Source organism: Streptomyces sp. NPDC058001, from assembly GCF_042886315.1.
GTDB lineage: Bacteria > Actinomycetota > Actinomycetes > Streptomycetales > Streptomycetaceae > Streptomyces.
Genome location: NZ_JBHVQT010000014.1, coordinates 163,194 through 180,973 on the forward strand (window position 1 = coordinate 163,194; position 17,780 = coordinate 180,973).

At 70.6% G+C, this 17,780-nt stretch carries 17 protein-coding genes; 9 read left to right on the top strand and 8 right to left on the bottom strand.

Going from position 1 to position 17,780, the window contains the following annotated elements; all coding sequences use genetic code 11:
- Nucleotides 1-3: 3 nt before the first annotated feature.
- The 3 genes from panD to ACFVT5_RS32370 all read right to left on the bottom strand — a co-directional run bounded on the left by panD (nucleotide 4) and on the right by ACFVT5_RS32370 (nucleotide 2,024).
- A complete protein-coding gene (gene panD / locus ACFVT5_RS32360; protein WP_389895329.1) occupies nucleotides 4-441 on the bottom strand; it encodes an aspartate 1-decarboxylase in 438 nt (145 codons plus the stop codon).
- Between the two features lie 108 nt (nucleotides 442-549).
- A complete protein-coding gene (locus ACFVT5_RS32365) occupies nucleotides 550-1,473 on the bottom strand; it encodes an RNA polymerase sigma-70 factor (protein ID WP_389895331.1) in 924 nt (307 codons plus the stop codon).
- Between the two features lie 74 nt (nucleotides 1,474-1,547).
- Complete coding sequence (locus ACFVT5_RS32370; RefSeq protein ID WP_389895654.1) at nucleotides 1,548-2,024, bottom strand: carboxymuconolactone decarboxylase family protein; 477 nt, start codon at nucleotides 2,022-2,024, stop codon at nucleotides 1,548-1,550.
- 123 nt (nucleotides 2,025-2,147) lie between these two features.
- Between ACFVT5_RS32370 and ACFVT5_RS32375 the strand changes: the two genes are divergently transcribed.
- A complete protein-coding gene (locus ACFVT5_RS32375) occupies nucleotides 2,148-2,408 on the top strand; it encodes a hypothetical protein (RefSeq protein WP_389895333.1) in 261 nt (86 codons plus the stop codon).
- 75 nt (nucleotides 2,409-2,483) lie between these two features.
- Here ACFVT5_RS32375 and ACFVT5_RS32380 read toward each other — a convergent pair whose 3' ends face one another.
- The 4 genes from ACFVT5_RS32380 to ACFVT5_RS32395 all read right to left on the bottom strand — a co-directional run bounded on the left by ACFVT5_RS32380 (nucleotide 2,484) and on the right by ACFVT5_RS32395 (nucleotide 7,057).
- Entirely contained in the window at nucleotides 2,484-4,298 is a 1,815-nt protein-coding gene (locus tag ACFVT5_RS32380) for a protein kinase (RefSeq protein WP_389895335.1), read from the bottom strand.
- Nucleotides 4,299-4,434: 136 nt separating this feature from the next.
- Nucleotides 4,435-4,902 (bottom strand): hypothetical protein, encoded by a 468-nt coding sequence (locus tag ACFVT5_RS32385; RefSeq protein WP_389895337.1) that lies wholly within the window; start codon nucleotides 4,900-4,902, stop codon nucleotides 4,435-4,437.
- Nucleotides 4,903-4,992: 90 nt separating this feature from the next.
- On the bottom strand, nucleotides 4,993-6,051 hold the full coding sequence (locus ACFVT5_RS32390; RefSeq protein WP_389895339.1) for a tartrate dehydrogenase: 1,059 nt from the start codon (nucleotides 6,049-6,051) through the stop codon (nucleotides 4,993-4,995).
- 103 nt (nucleotides 6,052-6,154) lie between these two features.
- The gene (locus ACFVT5_RS32395) at nucleotides 6,155-7,057 is read right to left on the bottom strand and encodes a LysR family transcriptional regulator (protein WP_389895341.1); all 903 of its coding nucleotides are present in this window, start codon (nucleotides 7,055-7,057) and stop codon (nucleotides 6,155-6,157) included.
- A gap of 102 nt (nucleotides 7,058-7,159) precedes the next feature.
- Between ACFVT5_RS32395 and ACFVT5_RS32400 the strand changes: the two genes are divergently transcribed.
- The gene (locus ACFVT5_RS32400; RefSeq protein ID WP_389895343.1) at nucleotides 7,160-8,059 is read left to right on the top strand and encodes an alpha/beta fold hydrolase; all 900 of its coding nucleotides are present in this window, start codon (nucleotides 7,160-7,162) and stop codon (nucleotides 8,057-8,059) included.
- Between the two features lie 5 nt (nucleotides 8,060-8,064).
- Complete coding sequence (locus ACFVT5_RS32405; protein WP_389895345.1) at nucleotides 8,065-9,186, top strand: M20 family metallopeptidase; 1,122 nt, start codon at nucleotides 8,065-8,067, stop codon at nucleotides 9,184-9,186.
- Between the two features lie 15 nt (nucleotides 9,187-9,201).
- Here the strand turns inward: ACFVT5_RS32405 and ACFVT5_RS32410 are convergent, their stop codons facing one another.
- Nucleotides 9,202-9,933 carry a TetR/AcrR family transcriptional regulator gene (locus ACFVT5_RS32410; RefSeq protein ID WP_389895347.1) on the bottom strand — a complete coding sequence of 244 codons (732 nt, stop codon included), beginning with the start codon at nucleotides 9,931-9,933 and terminating at the stop codon, nucleotides 9,202-9,204.
- Nucleotides 9,934-10,120: 187 nt separating this feature from the next.
- Between ACFVT5_RS32410 and ACFVT5_RS32415 the strand changes: the two genes are divergently transcribed.
- From ACFVT5_RS32415 to ACFVT5_RS32440, 6 genes are read left to right on the top strand one after another with little or no spacing between them, the layout of a single operon-like run.
- The gene (locus ACFVT5_RS32415) at nucleotides 10,121-11,833 is read left to right on the top strand and encodes a peptide ABC transporter substrate-binding protein (RefSeq protein ID WP_389895349.1); all 1,713 of its coding nucleotides are present in this window, start codon (nucleotides 10,121-10,123) and stop codon (nucleotides 11,831-11,833) included.
- A gap of 7 nt (nucleotides 11,834-11,840) precedes the next feature.
- Nucleotides 11,841-12,809: an ABC transporter permease gene (locus ACFVT5_RS32420; protein WP_389895351.1), complete on the top strand. Its 969-nt coding sequence runs from the start codon at nucleotides 11,841-11,843 to the stop codon at nucleotides 12,807-12,809.
- Nucleotides 12,806-13,705, top strand: coding sequence for an ABC transporter permease (locus ACFVT5_RS32425; RefSeq protein WP_389895353.1), 900 nt, complete (start codon nucleotides 12,806-12,808; stop codon nucleotides 13,703-13,705). Before ACFVT5_RS32420 ends, ACFVT5_RS32425 begins: the two co-directional genes overlap by 4 nt.
- Nucleotides 13,702-14,715, top strand: a complete 1,014-nt coding sequence (locus ACFVT5_RS32430) for an ABC transporter ATP-binding protein (RefSeq protein WP_389895355.1) — start codon at nucleotides 13,702-13,704, stop codon at nucleotides 14,713-14,715. The genes ACFVT5_RS32425 and ACFVT5_RS32430 overlap by 4 nt, the downstream gene beginning before the upstream one ends.
- Nucleotides 14,712-15,821: an ABC transporter ATP-binding protein gene (locus tag ACFVT5_RS32435; RefSeq protein WP_389895357.1), complete on the top strand. Its 1,110-nt coding sequence runs from the start codon at nucleotides 14,712-14,714 to the stop codon at nucleotides 15,819-15,821. The genes ACFVT5_RS32430 and ACFVT5_RS32435 overlap by 4 nt, the downstream gene beginning before the upstream one ends.
- 2 nt (nucleotides 15,822-15,823) lie before the next feature.
- On the top strand, nucleotides 15,824-17,698 hold the full coding sequence (locus tag ACFVT5_RS32440) for a prolyl oligopeptidase family serine peptidase (RefSeq protein WP_389895359.1): 1,875 nt from the start codon (nucleotides 15,824-15,826) through the stop codon (nucleotides 17,696-17,698).
- The last annotated feature ends 82 nt before the right edge of the window (nucleotides 17,699-17,780 follow it).

Sequence of the window (17,780 nt, forward strand, 5' to 3'; positions counted from 1 at the left end):
GTCTCAGGCCACCGGAACGGATCCGGCCGGCCGGACATGCGGACCGCGCCGTTCGTCGCCGCCCGGCACGGGCTCGGAGGGATCGGCGCCGAGTGCCACGATCCGGTTGTCCCGGTCCACGTGCACGACGCGGGGCCGCAGCGTACGGGCCTCGGCGTCGTCGACCTGAGCGTAACTGATGATGATCACCAGGTCGCCGGGGTGCACGAGATGGGCGGCGGCACCGTTGATACCGATGACTCCGGTCCCCCGCTCCCCCTCGATGACGTATGTCTCCAGCCGGGCGCCGTTGGTGATATCCACGATGTGGACGAGTTCCCCGGGCAGCAGATCGGCGGCGTCGAGAAGGTCCGCGTCGATGGTCACGGATCCCACATAGTGCAGGTCCGCCTGGCTCACGGTGGCACGGTGGATCTTGGATTTGAACATGGTACGCAGCATGGAGATACTCCCCAACTTAGGCTCCCTGCCCGCGTTCTCGCAGGTCAAGGGCTGTTCTCTCCACCTTACAATGCGCACGGGTCGGCTTGTGGTCGGGTCGGCTTGGGGTCAGTTCGGCTGTCGGCGGGCTCGCCGTGCCTCCCGGTCGACGGCCCAGACGTCGGCGACCGGTCCGAGGTGGCCGAGCTTGTCGGGGTTGATCACCGCGCGGATGGTCTGGATCTGCCCGTCGAGCACGTCCAGGACCAGGGTCTGCAGGACCTTGCCGTCCCGGTCGCGGAAGATCGCGCCGGGCTGGCCGTTGAGTTCGTGCGGCTCGCACGTCACGTCGATCCGGTTCAGCACGGGGTAGACCGCGCCCAGCAGCCGGGCCACCTTCTCCGCGCCCATGACGGCCCTGGCCAGTTGCGGGGCGTTGCCGCCGCCGTCCCCGACCATCTGCACATCGGCGGCCAGCAGATTCCGCAGCCCGCCCACATCGCCGTTCTTCAGCGCGTCGAAGAACCGTGTCGCCAGTTCCTGCCGCTCCTGACGGTCCGCTGCGAACCGTGGCCGCCCGGCCTCCATGTGCCGTCGTGCCCGTACCAGCAGTTGCCTGCACGCGGCCTCCGAACGGCCGACCGCCGCGGCGACCTCGTCGAACCCGAAGGCGAACACCTCCCGCAGCAGGAAGACCGCGCGCTCCAGCGGGCTGAGCCGCTCCAGGAGCAGCAGCGCCGCCATGGACACCGAGTCGGCCAGCTCCACCGACCGCTCCGGGTCCTGATACGGGTCGCTCAGCAGCGGCTCGGGGAACCACGGCCCGACGTACTCCTCCCGCCGCACCCGCGCGGAACGGAGCACATCGATGGAGATCCGTGTCACCGCGGCCGACAGGAACGCCTTGGTCGACGTGGGCCGGGTCGCCGAGCCGTCGAAGCGCAGCCATGTCTCCTGCACCGCGTCCTCGGCCTCACTCACGCTGCCCAGAATCCGGTAGGCGATCGAGAACAGCAGGGGCCGCAGCTCCTCGAACTCCTCAACCTTGCTCACGCCGACTCTCCCGTACCTCGCGCTCGTACCCGTATGCGTACCCGTACTCGTTCACGTACTCGTGCGCGTGGTTCTCAGTGGAGCTGCCCGGCCTTGTAGTCGCCGGTGGCGGGCTGTTGGGTGATGACATTCAGCCGGTTCGCCGTGTTCATGAAGGAAATCAGGACGACCAGGGCGGCGAGTTGATCCTCGTCGTAGTGCTTGGCGGCGTTCGCCCACACCTCGTCGCTGACCCCGCCTGCCGCGTCCGCGATCCGGGTGCCCTGCTCGGCCAGGTGCAGTGCCGCGCGCTCGGCCTCGGTGAACACCGTGGCCTCCCGCCAGGCCGCGACCAGGTTCAGCCGTACCGAGGTCTCACCGGCCGCGACGGCCTCCTTGGTGTGCATGTCGACGCAGACCGCGCAGGCGTTGATCTGGCTCACGCGCAGCGCCACCAGTTCCTGTGTCACGGCCGGCAGCGGCGATTCCTTGATCGCCTTGCCCACCGACATGAAGGGCTTGAGGATCTTGCCGGCGATCGGGTTGGCGAGGTAGTTCAGTCGGGCGTCCATGGTGTGCTCCTCCGTGGTCATCGGTGCCTACACCCCTTGAGACGAGGTAGCCCGGCCCCCTGTGACATGGTCGCCATGGCCTCCTGTGACACGGCTGAGGGACTGCGCCGAGAGACTGCCGGGATGACTCTCCACTTCATCTCGGTCATCGGGAGCAGTCCCGGCGTGGGCAAGTCCACCCTCTGCCGTGCGTTGGCGCAGTGGCTCTCCGGCACGGGCGCCGACGCGCTGGGCGCGGCGGCGATGAACACACACGGGATACGGCGGCTGGTGTGCGTGACCTCGGACCTGCATCCGCGTGCCTGCGTCGAGGTGATCACCACGCAGGGCACCCCGAACTACGCCACCGTGTTCCTCAAGGAAGCCCTGCGCATCGGCAAGTGACGGAACGCCAGGTCGGGTTGACACCTCGCCCTCGTGGCCGGAAGGCCGAGCGCCCCCGGCCACGACAAAGGCGTCTCAGCCACCCGACCCGGAGTCCACGGCGTTGCGCCAGACCGTCAGGTCCAGCGTCATGTAGGTGCTCGGCGAATCCTCGCCCGAGAAGCCCTGGACCGTCACGAGCCCCATGTGCCCGGTGCCCGTGGTGACGCAGACCTGCCGGCCTTTCGACAGCTTGTCCACGTAGATGTTCTGTGTGTACCGCGTGTCCGCGCGGCAGGCTTCGAGCGATCCCTCCTGGCCCGGGTCGAGCAGCGCGAGGGTCCCGCCGGTGCTCTCCGCGTCGAGATATCCGCCCGTGTCGTAGGAGAGTTCGTATCCCCCGTCCTCGCCCTCCTGGGGCCGTACGGGGTCCTCGCCGAGGGTCAGGTGGTAGCCGGCGGTGAGGTTGATGCCCTTGTACGAGTTGGGCTTCGGGTCGGACTTGGCGTCGTCGTTGGGTGTGCTGTCGTCCGCCGGGGGAGCCTTGCTGCCGGCGTCCCCGCTCGTGCTGCTCTCCGGTGTGCCCTGCGCCGAGCTGTCGCCCTTGGTGTCGTCTCCCCCACCCCGCGACACGAGGTACGCCCCACCGGCGACACCGATGACCAGGGCGGCGGCGAGTGCGATGACGATGCCCCGCCGACCCGAGCGCCGCTTCGTCTGCTGGGGCGGGTGGACGTTGTAACCGGGGTACGTCGGCGCGCCCCCGGGGCCCTGGGTCGGGGCGTAGGCGTGGGGCTGCGTGGGGGCGGGTCCCATGGGGTGCTGTGCCATGGGGTGCTGTGCCGTGGGGTGTTGCGTCATGGGGTACTGCGGGGGCTGGTGCGTCGCGGGCGGGCCGTAGCCCGGGGGCGGGGTGGCCGGGGCCACCGGGGTCGTGGGGGTGTACGCCGGGGCGGCGGCCGGGGGCGGCGGGGTCTGGGCCGGGGCGGGGGCCGCGGCCCGTACCGTGATGTCGGCGGTGATCGGAGCGGGCAGCCAGTCCTCGGGGCGGCGCAGCACCGTCTCGGCGTTCGCGGACTGGCAGATCGTGATGATCTCGGCGATCGTCGGCCTGGCCGAGGGGTCCTTGGCGAGGCAGCGGGTGACCAGTTCCCTCAGCCGATCGGGGACTCCGGTCAGGTCGGGTTCCTCGTGGACGATCCGGTAGAGCACGCCGTGCGAGGTGCCCTCGCCGAAGGCCGGGGTTCCGGTCGCCGCGAACGCCGCCACCTGCCCGAGCGCGAAGATGTCGGTGGCCGGGGTCACCTTGCGTCCGGCGGCCTGCTCCGGGGCCATGAACGACGGGGTGCCGATGGTGATGCCACTGCCGGTGAGCGAGGTCGCGTCGGCCGCGTAGGCGATACCGAAGTCGATGACGCGGGGCCCGTCACCGGCCAGCAGCACATTGGACGGCTTGAGGTCGCGGTGCACGATGCCCGCGCCATGGATGATGTGCAGCGCCTCCGCCATACCGGCGATCAGCAGCAGCACCGTCTCGACGGGCAGCGCGCCATGCGCGACGACGGCGTCGGAGAGCGAGGGGCCCGGTACATACGCGGTGGCCAGCCACGGCTGCGCGCCGTCGGTGTCCGCGTCGATGACGGGCGCGGTGAACAGGCCCTGCACCCGCTGGGCGGACTTCACCTCCTGGGCGAACCGGCGGCGGAACTCCGGGTCTTCGCCGAATTCGGGACGGATGACCTTGATGGCCACGGCCCGCCCGCCCGGCGTGTACGACAGATACACCTTGCCCATACCGCCCGCGCCGAGCTTGGCGGCCAGCCGGTATCCGGCGATCGTGGTCGGATCGTCCGCCGCCAACGGCTGGAAGATCTCCGAGGGCCCACCCTGGCCCGGCTGCTGACCAACCATCACTTCACGTCTCCCCCGTGGAAATGCCCGATGCGAGCCGCACCCTATCCAAGGACGGCCCGTCACCGCATGTTCCCGTGAAGCGCGGGGAAGGCGGGCGCAGGCGCAGTGATCGAACGGTGCTTCGAACTGTGCGTCACCCCCGGACCCGGTGGTACGTCACATCGAAGTCGGTCCGCCATGAGTCGCCGTCGTCCGACCACTCCCAGCCGCCCCGGATGGTGTCGCCGCTCCCGTCGACGGTGGCGGTGAACCGCTGATGGAAGCCGGGTGCCGCACGCCACTGCTTCCAGATGCCGTCGCTCAGGCTCGTCCGGTAGACGCGTGCCACACCGCGCCCATCGGCGTAGAGCGTCGTGAAGTGCCCTTCCGTGTCGTCGTAGCCGGTCAGGGTGACGGTCGGAAAGGGCACGTTCGGGACCCAGTCGGCGGGGAGGGACGTATCGGGGCCCAGGTCAGCGCGCTGGACCAGGAAGGCTCCGCCCGCCAGCCAGGAGAACTCGGTCCGGACCGGCCCGACGCTCTCGCCGCGCGCCCACATGTCCCACTCGCCCACGAACATGTCCCACTGCCGCCATGCCGTATGAGGTGTCGGTTGCCGCATCTCGTTCTCCGATCGTCCGGTTCGGCTTGATTGCCTACCAGTGACGACCGGATCCGAGGGCTCGACTCATCGCCGCACGCCCGCCTTTCCTCACATCCGGCTCAGCAGATGTTCCGTGAAGGCGCGGGTGCCGGCCGTGCCGCCGAGGTCCGGGGTGAGTGCCGTGCCGCTCGCCAGGGTGTCGGTGAGGGCGTGGGTGATGTCGGCCGAGGCGTCCGGGTGGCCGAGGTGGTCGAGCATGAGGGCGGCGGACCAGATGGCACCGATCGGGTTGGCGATGCCGCGTCCCGCGATGTCGGGGGCCGACCCGTGGACGGGCTCGAACATCGACGGGTAGTCGCGCTCGGGGTTGAGATTCGCGGACGGCGCTATGCCGATGCTGCCCGCCACCGCCGCCGCGAGATCGCTGAGGATGTCCCCGAACAGGTTGGACGCGACGACCACGTCGAAGCGGCCGGGGTCGAGTACGAACTTGGCCGCCAGGGCGTCGATGTGTTCCTGGTCCCAGGTCACCCCCGGGTGGTCTGCGGCCCGTTCGGTGACGATCTCGTCCCAGAACGGCATGGTGTGGACGATCCCGTTCGACTTGGTCGCGGAGGTGAGGCGTCCGCCCCGCCGCTCGGCCAGGTCGAACGCGTAGTCCACGACCCGGGTCACCCCGGCGCGCGTGAACAGGGACTCCTGGACGGCCAGTTCATCGTGGAAGCCCCGGTTCGCCCGGCCGCCGACCTCGCTGTACTCGCCCTCGACGTTCTCGCGGACCACGACGAAGTCGACGTCGCCGGGCAGGGCGGCACGCAGCGGGCTCGGTATGCCCTCGAAGACGCGGATCGGGCGGAGGTTCACGTATTGGCGGAAGGTGCGGCGGATCGGGATCAGCAGGCCCCAGAGGGAGACATGGTCGGGCACGCCCGGGTAGCCGACGGCGCCGAGCAGGACCGCGTCGTGGGTCCGCAGCCTCTCCAGGCCGTCCGGCGGCATCATCGAGCCCTCGCGGAGGTAGCGCTCGCAGGACCAGTCGAACTCCTCGTACTCAAGGCCGATGCCGTGGCGGGCGCCGACGGAGTCCAGGACCTGGCGGGCGGCGGGCAGGACTTCGGCGCCGATGCCGTCTCCCGGGATCAGCGCGATGCGGTGGGTCGTCTTCATGAGGTCGATTGCAGCAACACCGCAGGTGGCGCGTCCAAGACGGATCGGCGATGCCCTAAATAGGCAGCGCCTATCACCCTCAGCTCCTCCAGCCCGGAACCCTTCAGGCTTCGTCCGCCTCGGGCGTCTCCCCCTCCTCGGCCGCCAGCTCCAGGCAGGCCCGTGCCGCCGGCGTCAGCTCCGTGCGTCTGCTGACCAGGGCGATCCGCAGCACCGCCCGGGGTTCCAGGTCGAGCACGAGGGCGCCGGTGCGCTCCGCCAGATCCCGCCACGCGTCGGTGACCACGGCGAGTCCGACGCCGCCGAGCACCAGCGGCAGGATCGAGACACGGTGCTCGCTCTCCACGGCGACGGTGAAGTCGACGCCCCGCTCCCGCAGCCCGTCCACGAAGGTGCGCATCCCGGTGCCCCGCTGTCCCGCGATGAGCCGGTGCCCGCTCAGATCGGCGTACGGAACGGGCCGCCCCGGTGGGAAGGGGCCGTCGGGCGGGGTGACGAGGACGAAGCGCTGTTCGCCCAGCGGATGTGCGGTCACCTCGCGCTCGGGCAGGGCTCCCGGTGTGGCGAGGAGCCCGAGTTCGCAGGCGCCGGTCCTGACGAGTTCCACCACGTCCCGTGGGGTGAAGGCGGCGCGGATACGGACGACGACGTCCGGGTACCGCTCGGCGAACCGGCGTACCAGACCGCTCAGCGGCTCCACCGCCTGGGACGGCATGGCGGCGATGTCCAGCGCCCCGCCGCGCAGTGCCCGCACGGTGCCCACGCTGGCCCGCGCCAGTTCCAGGCTCCGTACGGCGGCGCGGGCCGGCTCGACCAGGGCGGCGCCGGACTCGGACAGGACCGCCCGGCGTCCGATGCGGTGGAAGAGGCTGCTGCCGAGGTCGCGCTCCAGGGACTGGATGGCCTGGGAGAGGGTGGGCTGCGACAGATAGAGCGCGGAGGCCGCGCGGTTGAAGCCCCCGTGGTCCACGATGGCGAGAAAGTACTCCAGCTGTCTGACGTCCATGGCTCATCTTCGCCCATGTGGGACCACTGATAGGGCATACCTATTTGAGGCATCACCGAAGAGTCTTGGACAGATCTCCCCCGGGTTGCTGTCATCTGGGGCATGAACGACGAGTTGCTTCCCGGGTTCGCCCGGCGCCGGGTGGACGCCGACGGGGTGGGTATTCACCTCCGCGTCGCCGGCGAGGGTCCGCCGGTGCTGTTGCTGCACGGGTATCCGCAGACCCATCTGATCTGGCATCACGTCGCTCCCCTGCTCGCCGCCCGGTACACCGTGGTGGTCAGCGATCTGCGGGGATACGGCGACAGCGACAAGCCCGCGTCACTCGCGCCGGAGCACGGCACCTACGCCAAGCGCGCCATGGCGCACGACCAGTGGCTGGCGATGCGGGCGCTCGGTTTCGACCGGTTCGCGGTCGCCGGGCACGACCGGGGCGGGCGGGTCGGCCACCGGCTCGCCCTGGACCACCCGGAGGCGGTGTCGGCGCTCGCGGTCCTGGACATCGTCCCGACCCGGCACGCGCTGCTGCACGCGGACAAGGACTTCGGACGTGGCTACTACCACTGGTTCTTTCTCGCGGCCGGCGACGGGATCCCGGAGCGGCTGATCGGCGCCGACCCGGAGTTCTGGGTCCGTACCCGGATGAACGCCCGGCACCACGGCGGCACGCCCTTCCATCCGGCGGCCCTGGCCGAGTACGTCCGCTGCTTCGCCGACCCGGCCGCCGTCCATGCCTCCTGCGAGGACTACCGGGCCGCCCTGACCGTGGACCTCGCCCATGACGACGCCGACGCGGCGGCCGGCCGGACGATCGACTGCCCGGTCCTCGCGCTGTGGGGGGAGCACAGCTTCGTGGGCCGTACCTATGACGTGCCGGAGGTGTGGCGCGCGTACGCGAAGGACGTGCGCGGCGAGGCACTGCCCTGTGACCACTATGTCCCCGAGGAGGCCCCCGTGGACACCGCGCGGCTCCTGGGTTCCTTCTTCGGCCGGGAAGGCTGACTCCGATGACCTCCTCGCACCGCCCCGCAACGGCCCCGGACCCCACCGCCGAACGTGCGATCGGCCGCCTCGCCGACCTCGTGTCCCTGGAGACCCCGTCGGGCCATGCCGCCGGACTCTCCGCCCTGTACGACGCGTTGACCGAGTGGGCTCCCCCGGGCCTCGGCACGCCCCGGCGGCTCGTACGGGACGGGGTGCCGCATCTGTACTGGCCCGGGGACGACACGCCCGGGGGTGTGCTGCTGCTGGGGCACGCGGACACGGTGTGGCCGCTGGGCACGCTCGACGCGTGGCCGTTCGCCCGGGACGGTGAACGACTTTCGGGGCCCGGGGTGTTCGACATGAAGGCCGGTCTGGTGATCGCCCTTGACGCGCTGGAGCGGGCCGGTGACCTCGGGCATGTGCGGCTGCTGGTGACCGGCGACGAGGAGTCCGGGTCCGCCACCTCGCGGGCGCTGATCGAGGAGGCGGCCCGAGAGTGCGCGGCCGTACTCGTCCTGGAGCCGGCCGACGGCGACGCCGCCAAGGTGGCCCGCAAGGGCGCGGGGTTCTACCGGCTCACCGTGAACGGGCGGGCGGCCCACGCCGGTCTGGAGCCGGAGACCGGGGTCAACGCCCTGGTCGAGCTGGCCCATCAGGTCCTCGCCGTGAACGGACTCGGCGACGGCGTCCTCGGGACGACGGTCAGCCCGACCGTGGCCCACGCGGGCACCACGTCCAACACCGTTCCGGAGTCCGCGTATGTGGACATCGACGTACGAGCCTGGGAGCAGGCCGAACTGGAGCGTGTGGACGGGGCGTTGGGGTCGCTGACGGCGCGTCATCCGGAGGCTTCGCTGCGGGTGGGCGGGGGCGTGAACCGGCCGCCGCTGGAACGGGCCCGGTCCGCCGAACTCCTGGGGCTGGCCCGGCGGGTGGCCGAGGCGGGCGGTCTGCCGGCAGTAGGAGAGGCGCGGGTCGGTGGTGCGTCGGACGGCAACTTCACGGCCGCTCTCGGGGTGCCGACGCTGGACGGTCTCGGGGCCCGAGGTGGCGGACCGCACGCCCGGCACGAGTGGGTCGACGCCGGCTCGCTGGGGCAACGCGCCGCCCTGGTGGCCGGGTTGATCGAAGCGCTGAGGCCCTGACGATGGCCGCCCGGGTCAGCCGCCCGCGTCCACCGCCCCGCGCGCCTTGCGAGCGAGGCGGGCCTCCAGGGCATCGAGGAACAGCTCGATCGCCTCGTCGAACACCCGGGGGTCACCGATGCCGTTCAGCCGGTCCGCCTGTGCGGCGATCCGGGGATAGCGGTCGGCGGGCAGCTGGCGGTACTCCAACTGCCAGGAGAGCGCGTCGCGTTCGCGGGTCTCCTGGTCCAGGGCGAGGAGTCCGGCCTCCATGCTCGCCAGGGAACGCACCACGTTCCCGAACACCCTGAGGAACATGGTGGCTTCGTCCCCTTCGAGTCCGGCCCGCTCGATGGCGTCCAGGGCCACCTCGACATTGGCGAACTCGGTCGGCCGGCGTGTGGTGCGCGCCGCCATCTCCAAAGCGAACTGCGGATAGCGCAGATAGTGCTCGTGAATGTGGCGGGCCAGGCTGCGCAGATCGTCCCGCCAGGAGTCGGTCGCCTCCCATCGGCCCCCGTAGGACCGGGAGCGGAGGGTGTCGATCAGCTCCAGGACCAGTTCGTCCTTGTCCCTGAAGTGCCGGTAGATGGAGGTGGGATGGGCGCCGACCTCCCGGCCCAGTGCCTGGAAGGTCAGCGCGCCGAGCCCCTCACGGCCGGCCAGGCGTTCCGCCGCGTCGAGGATGACCTGCCGGCTGAGTGTGGCTCGGGGGAGCCGCGGACGCGGGGCGCGGGGGGACTCGCCACCTGAGGGCTGGGGGGCCATGGGTCTCCTCCTGTGAGGCCGTCGTCGGCCGTGGGGCAGGGCCCGACCTTGCCCCAAGCTTGGCAACGGCGCAAGTCAATGCCGTTGACTATCGGACTGCCTATAACCCTTGCTACGAATGTGGCAGCTCCCTACGATGTCGCTCACCGCGGCCCGTCGGGACGCGTGCCAGGGAAGGTCGATCACCATGAACCACCCTCTGAGCAGCAGTTCCCCGGGCTCCGGCAGACGGGTCCCGATACCCGTGCCGGTCGCGGTCGTCGTGCTCGGGCTCGCCCTGACGAGCTGCACCACGACCCCGGCCGGCCCGGTGGACGGCCGGAAGTCGGCCACGACGGCGGTCCGGGAGGGCGGCAGCCTTGTGTTCGGTGCCGAGCAGGAGCCCGACTGTGTGGACTGGATCGCCACCTGCGGCGCTTCGATCTGGGGGACGTACATGCTCCAGGCGCAGACGATCCCCCGGGTCTTCGACGTACGCAAGAAGGGCAAGGACTGGGTGCCCGTCCCGTCCGCGATGATGGCGTCGGATCCGGTCATCTCGACCGGCGCACGGCCCAAGATCACCTACCGGCTCGATCCGAAGGCGGTCTGGTCGGACGGCCGGCCGATCACCTCGGCCGACCTGAAGTACACCGCGTTGCAGATCCGTGACGGCAAGAACATCTTCGACAAGACCGGCTACACGGAGATCGCGTCCGTCGAAACGCCCGGTCCGAAGACCGCGGTGGTGACCCTGAAGCGGCCACTGGGCAGCTGGAAGGGCCTGTTCAGCGGCTCGTACGGGGTTCTGCCCAGCCATCTGCTCCGGGGCAAGGACCGCACCAAGCTGATGAAGGACGGCTACCAGTTCAGCGGCGGGCCCTGGAAGCTGGACAAATGGGTCAGGGGCACCTCGCTGACGCTGGTGCCCAACGACCGCTACTGGGGCAAGAAGCCGCATCTCTCCAAGGTGACCTTCCAGTTCACGAGTGACACGGCCGCCGCGTTCCAGGCGTTCCGCACCGGTCAGCTCGACGCGCTGTATCCCTCGCCGCAGCTCGATGTGATCGACCAGATCAAGCAGGGGCTGCCGAACGCGTCGGTGCAGACCGAGGCCCAGACCGGGAGCCTCGAAGCCCTGTGGATGAACAACGGGCGCTTCCCCTTCGACTCCCCCGCGGTGCGCCGCGCGGTCTCCTACGCGATCGACCGCGAGGCCCTCGTCGAACGGCTCTACGGGCCGCTCGGTGTGAAGCAGCCGGCGCAGAGCTTCAACTCGCCGCTCGTCTCGCGGTACGCGGCCACGGACTTCTCGGCGTACTCCCTCGATCTGAAGAAGGTCGAGGAGATCATGACGGCGGACGGCTGGGCGAAGGGCGGTGACGGCATCTGGGCCAAGGACGGACGCAAGGCCAAGTTCACCGTCACCACCATGGCCGGCAACAAGCGGCGCGAGCTGACCGAGCAGATCCTCCAGACGCAGTTGGAGAAGGCCGGGTTCGCGATGGGGATCCAGAACACCAGCGCGGCCAACCTGTTCGCCAAGGTGGCGCCGGCCGGCGACTTCGACCTGGGCCTGTGGACGCTGGTCGACACCTTCCCCGAACCGTCGCTCGGCGCCAGCTTCCTCGCCTCGTCCATCCCTTCGGCGGCCAACGGCAACGCCGGCATCAACTTCATGCGGGCCCGGGTCCCCGGTCTCGACCCGGTGCTCAAAGAGGTCGCGGCGGCGATGGACGACGCGACCCGCCGGACGGCGTCGCTGAAGGCCGAGCGGATCATCGCCGACGAGGTGCCCTCGCTGCCGCTGAGCGCCGTACCGAATGTGCTGCTGTGGAACAAGCGGGTCGGCGGCCCCGTCTCGATCAACCCGGTCGAGGGCCCCTGGTGGAACCTGGCCGACTGGGGAAGGGCCGAGTGACCCCGCCATGCTGACCTTTCTCGCCCGACGGCTGCTGTACTCCGTCCCCGTACTGGCCGTGGCGTCGTTCATCCTCTTCTGGGCCGTGCGGGCCACCTTCGATCCGCTGGCCAAGCTACGCCAGAGCCAGGACCCGACCGTGCTGGCCCGGGAGACCGCACGGCTGGGTCTGGACCGTTCGGTGACCGAGCAGTACGGGCTGTGGATGAAGGCGTTCGTCACCGGTGACTGGGGCACCAGTACCCGCACCGGTGGCGCGGTCCCCGGGATGATCGGCTCCGCGCTCGGCACGACCCTGCAACTCATCGGCTGGGGTGTCCTGTTCGCGGTGCTGCTCGCCGTCGCCATCGGCCTCTACTCGGCGTCCCGGCAGTACTCGCTCGGCGACTACACCTTCACCACGCTGTCCTACCTCGGGATCGCGATGCCGCCGTTCTGGGTGGGGCTGATCCTCATCCAGGTACTCGCGGTCTGGCCGCAGCAGCAGTTCGGCCTCGATCAACCGCCGCTGTACTTCGTCGGGTTGCACTCGCCGGGCAGCAGCGGGCTGAACCTCGACTACTTCCGGCATCTCGCGCTGCCCGTCCTCACGCTCACCGTCAGCCTGGTGGCGAGCTGGTCCCGGTTCAGCCGCGCCTCCCTTCTGGAGTCGCTGTCCGGTGACTATGTACGGACCGCGCGCGCCAAGGGAGTGCCGCGCCACAGGATCCTGATCCGGCACGCGCTGCGCAATTCCGTCGCCCCACTGGTCACCGTCGTCGCCATGGACGCGGCGCTGCTGTTCGGCGGTCTGGTGGTCACCGAGCAGATCTACGCGATCCCCGGCATGGGCCGGCTCTTCCTCGATTCCATGCTGGCCGGGGATGTGTTCACGCTGGTGCCGTGGATGCTCGTGGTCGCGCTCGCGATGATCCTCCTCAACCTCCTCGCCGACGTCGCCTATGCCGTCCTCGACCCACGGGTGGTCCTGAGATGAACGCCCCCACCGCACCGCCGTCCGCCGGCGCGCTCACGCCGGACGGCGCGGAGCCCGGCCCGCGGCGGACCACGCTCAAGCGGTTCCTGCGGCACCGCCTCGCCGTCGTCGGCCTGTTCGTGCTGCTCGCCCTCGCCGTGGGCTGCTTCGGCGCCGGCTGGGTGGCCCCGTATCCCCGTAACGCGCAGGACGTGCTCCTCGGCGCGACGCCGCCGTCGGGCGCGCACTGGCTGGGCACCGATCAGCTCGGCCGTGACTATCTGAGCGAGGTGCTGTACGCGGGCCGGATCTCGCTGGCCATCGGGCTGAGCGTGGCGGTCCTGTCCACCGCGGTCGGCACGCTCCTGGGCGGGCTCGCCGGATATCTCGGCGGCTGGGTCGAGGAGTGGACGATGCGGCTGACCGATCTGTTCCTGGTGGTGCCCGCCATCGCCGTACTCGCCCTGGCCATCCAGGGGCTCGGCTCCTCGCCGGTGACGATCGTGCTGGTGCTGACGGCGCTCGGCTGGACGCTGATCGCCCGGGTGGTACGGGCCCAGGTGCTCAGTCTGCGCGAGAAGGAGTACATCGACGCGGCACGGGTTCTCGGGGTGTCCGACCTGCGCATCCTCTGGCGCCATCTGCTGCCGAACCTGCTCGGCGTGATCGTCGTCAATGTGTCGCTGTCCGTGGCCGGTGCGGTGATCCTCGAATCCACCCTGAGCTTCCTCGGATTCGGGGTGCAGCCCCCTCGGTCGAGCTGGGGCAACATGCTCAGCCAGGCGTCGGGGATGGTCGGCACCTCGCAGTCGTATCTGCTGTACGCGCCGGGCGCGGCGATCCTGCTCACCGTGCTCGCGGTGAACTTCCTCGGCGACGGTCTGCGCGACGCCTTCGACCCTCAGGGGAGGCGATGATGCCACAAGCACCGCTGCCCAGCGATGAACCCTTGCTCCAGGTACGGGATCTGACGGTGCGTTACGCGAGTGACGCGGGACCGGTGACCGCCGTGGACAGGATCAGCTTCGACGTCGGTCCCGGGGAGACCCTGGGCATCGTCGGGGAGTCCGGGTCGGGCAAGAGCGCCGCTTCGATGGCGCTGATGGGGCTGCTGCCGCGTACGGCGGAGGTGACCGGGTCGGTCCGGCTGCGCGGCCGGGAACTGCTCGGACTCGCCGACCGCCGGATGCGGGAGATCCGGGGACGGCACATCGCGGTGATCTTCCAGGACGCGCTGTCCGCGCTCAACCCGATGATGACGGTCGGCGCGCAACTGGCCGAGGCGGTCCAGGTGCACCACCCGGACCGTAGTGCCCGCGAGCTGCGCCGGCGGGCCGAGGAACTGTTCGACCTGGTCGGCATCGCCTCGCCCGCGACCCGGCTCGACCAGTACCCGCACGAGTTCTCCGGCGGTATGCGTCAGCGCGCCCTCATCGCGATGGGTATCGCCAACGACCCCGACCTCCTGATCGCCGACGAGCCCACCACGGCGCTCGACGTCACCGTGCAGGCGCAGGTGCTCGACGTCATCGAGCGGGTGCAGCGCGGGACCGGTACGGCGGTGCTCCTGATCACGCACGACCTCGGCGTGGTGGCGGGGCTCGCGGACCGGGTCATGGTGATGTACGCGGGCGCCAAGCTGGAGGAGGGTCCCGTCGAGTCGATCTTCTACGAGCCGGCGCACCCCTACACCGGTGGTCTGCTCGCCGCGCTCCCCCGGGTCGACCGCAGGACCGGACGGCTGCTGCCGATCCCGGGGCAGCCGCCGGGGCCGCACGACCGTCCGGCGGGCTGTCTGTTCCAGCCGCGCTGCGCGCACGCCGACCCGGGTGTGTGTGCCTCCGTGACCGCGGCCACCACCCAGGTGACGCCGGGACACACCACCAACTGCGTGCGGGTGCACGAGATTGCGAGCGTGGGCCGGTGACCACGACAGCGGCGACCACGCGGGCGGCGACAGCCGGCGAACCGGCGATCGAGATCAGGGACCTGGTGGCCGAGTACCCGCTCAAGCGGCGGCTCGGCGGCCACGCCGGATCGGTACGGGCCGTCGCCGGTCTCAGTCTCACGGTTCCCCGGGGCCGGACCATGGGCCTGGTCGGCGAGACCGGGTGCGGCAAGAGCACGCTCGGACGCACCCTGGTCCGGCTGGTGCGGCCGACGAGCGGCGCGGTGATCGCGGGCGGCATCGACGTCGCGGCGGCCAAGGGCGCCGAGTTGCGCCGCCTGCGCGGAACCGTGCAGTTGGTGTTCCAGGACCCGTACGCGTCGCTCAACCCCCGTATGAGCGTACGGGCGTTGCTCACGGAACCGCTCACCGTGCACGGGCTGCACGAGGGGCGTACCGCTCGGCGGGTCGGCGAACTCCTGGAGCTGGTCGGGCTGAACCCGGCGCACGCCGACCGGTTTCCGCACGAGTTCTCCGGGGGTCAGCGCCAGCGCATCGGTATCGCCCGCGCGCTGGCCGTCGAGCCCGGGATCCTGGTCCTCGACGAACCGGTCAGCGCCCTGGACGTCAGCGTGCAGGCGGGTGTGATCAATCTGCTGGAGGACCTTCAGCGGGATCTCGGTCTGAGCTATCTGTTCATCGCCCACGACCTGTCGGTGGTCCGGCAGATCAGTCACGAGGTCGCGGTGATGTATCTGGGACGGGTGGTCGAACACGGCCCGGTCGACGCGCTGTACGAGCGTCCGGCGCACCCCTACACCCGGGCGCTCCTCTCGGCGGTGCCCGTACCGGATCCTCGGGTCGAACGGGCCCGCCGGCGGATCGTGTTGACCGGCGATGTGCCGAGCCCGATGTCGCCGCCGTCCGGGTGCCGTTTCCGTACCCGCTGCTGGCTGGCGACCGACCTGTGCGCGTCGACCGTTCCACCGCCCGTGGAGGTGGGTGCGGGGCACCGGGCGGCGTGTCACTACCCGGAGCGCGACGGGCTGCCCATGGCCGCCACCGCCACCTCCCCCACCTCCCCCACCTCCCCGACGTCCTCTACGTCCCCGGCTTCCGCGCCTTCCACCGGAACAGGAGTGTGACCATGCCGGTCACCTGGCAGCAGTACTTCCACGCCCGTCGGTTCCTCACCCTGCGCCGGGGGCGCGGCGAGGAGGACCTGGAACTGGTCGTCACCGACACGGAACACGGCCCCGGGCTCGCCCTGTGGGATGTCGCCCGCGATGAACTGCGGTACCTGGAGGGCGACTTCGGGGATGTGCAGGAGGCGGTGCTCACCTCGGACGGGCGGGCCGCACTGGTCCTGCGGGACGAACACGGCTCCGAGGTCGGGCATGTCTGGCACACCCCGCTGGACGGCACGGCGGCCACGGATCTCACACCCGACCTGCCGCCCTACGTGCTGCGCGGCATAGACGTCGCCCGGTCGTCCACCCGCATCGCCCTCACGGCCGTCTCGTCCGAGGGCTTCCGCCTCCTCGTGACCGACAGTGAACGGCCCACGGACCCCAGTGTGTTGTACTCCTCGGCGAACGAGGCGTGGAACGGTCTGATCGCCGCCGACGGACGGTTCGCCTCCGTCGACACCACCGACCACAACCCGGGGGTACGCCGTTTCGCGGTCACCGTGGTCGGTGTCGAGGACCCGGGGTTCACGGCGACGCTCAGCGACGGCCCCGACGCCCCGGTACGCGGGGTGCGGTTCTCGCCCGTGCCCGGGGACCCGAGAGTGCTGGTCAGCACCGAGCGCGGTGGGTACGCGCGTCCGTGCGTGTGGAATCCGGTGGACGGCAGCCGCGTGGACGTGGAAGCCCCCGGACTCCGGGGTGATGTGGTCGCGCTCGACTGGTCTCCCGGGGCGACGCGTGTCCTGGCCGTCCATGTCGACGCCGGGGTGCACCGGGTCATGGAGTTCGACCTGACGACCGGTGCGCTCACTCCCGTACCACATCCGGACGGCGCGTACTTCGAGCCCGATGTGGCCGCCGCGCATCTGAACATCTGGGCGTCGCACTACGGCGCCGACGACGAGATCCGGCTGCTGCGGCAGCGGTTCGACCTGCCGCTGAGCATGCTGCGGATCGACCGGTCGGGGACACGGGAGCTGTCGTCGCCGCTCACGGGTCCGGCCGGCCCGGCGGGTACCCCCTTGCGGTCCCTCACGGTGACGTCGACCGACGGGACGGACGTACAACTGTGGGCGGCACGCCCGCCGGGCGCCACCGAACCGGGACCACTCGTCCTCTACTTGCACGGCGGCCCCAACATGGTGACCGTGGACCGCTTTTCACCGGACGCGCAGGCGTGGCTCGCCGACGGGGTCGCCTACGCGGCGCTCAACTACCGGGGCTCGGTGACCTTCGGGCGCGATTTCCGGGAGGGGTTCCTCGGCACGGTCGGGGACCGGGAGACCGAGGACATCGAGGCGGCGGTGCGCCGGCTCGTCGACGACGGCTACGCGCGCAAGGACCAGATTTTCGTCACCGGCGTCTCGTACGGCGGCTTCCTCACCCTGCTCTCGCTCGGACGGCTGCCCGAACTCTTCGCGGGCGGGCTGGCCTTCGTCCCGATGGCGGACTGGGTCACCGGGTACCGCGACATGAACCCGGCACTCCGACCGGCCTGGCGGGGCTTCATCGGCGGTACCCCCGAGGAGGTCCCGGACCGGTATCGCCACTCCTCGCCCATCACCTACGTCGACCAGGTCCGCGCCCCGGTCTGGATCAGCCAGGCCACCTATGACACCCGCACTCCCCCGGCCCAGGTGTACGGCTACGCCCGCGCCTTGGAGGCCACGGGCGGCGATGTGAGCGTGGACTGGTACACGGGCGGCCACGAGACAACAAGCCGGACAAGGTCCATAGCGGAACACACCCATATGACAACCTTGGTCAAGTCGGCCCTCACCGGCGCCCGCTGGTCCCACTCCCCGGTGACACCACCAGAGCGGACGACCTGAGCAGCAGCAGGAGCCCGCCTTCGTGACAGCGCTTCAGGAGCATCTGCGGCGCGGGGCCCGCCGGATTCTGGAGGCGTTTCCG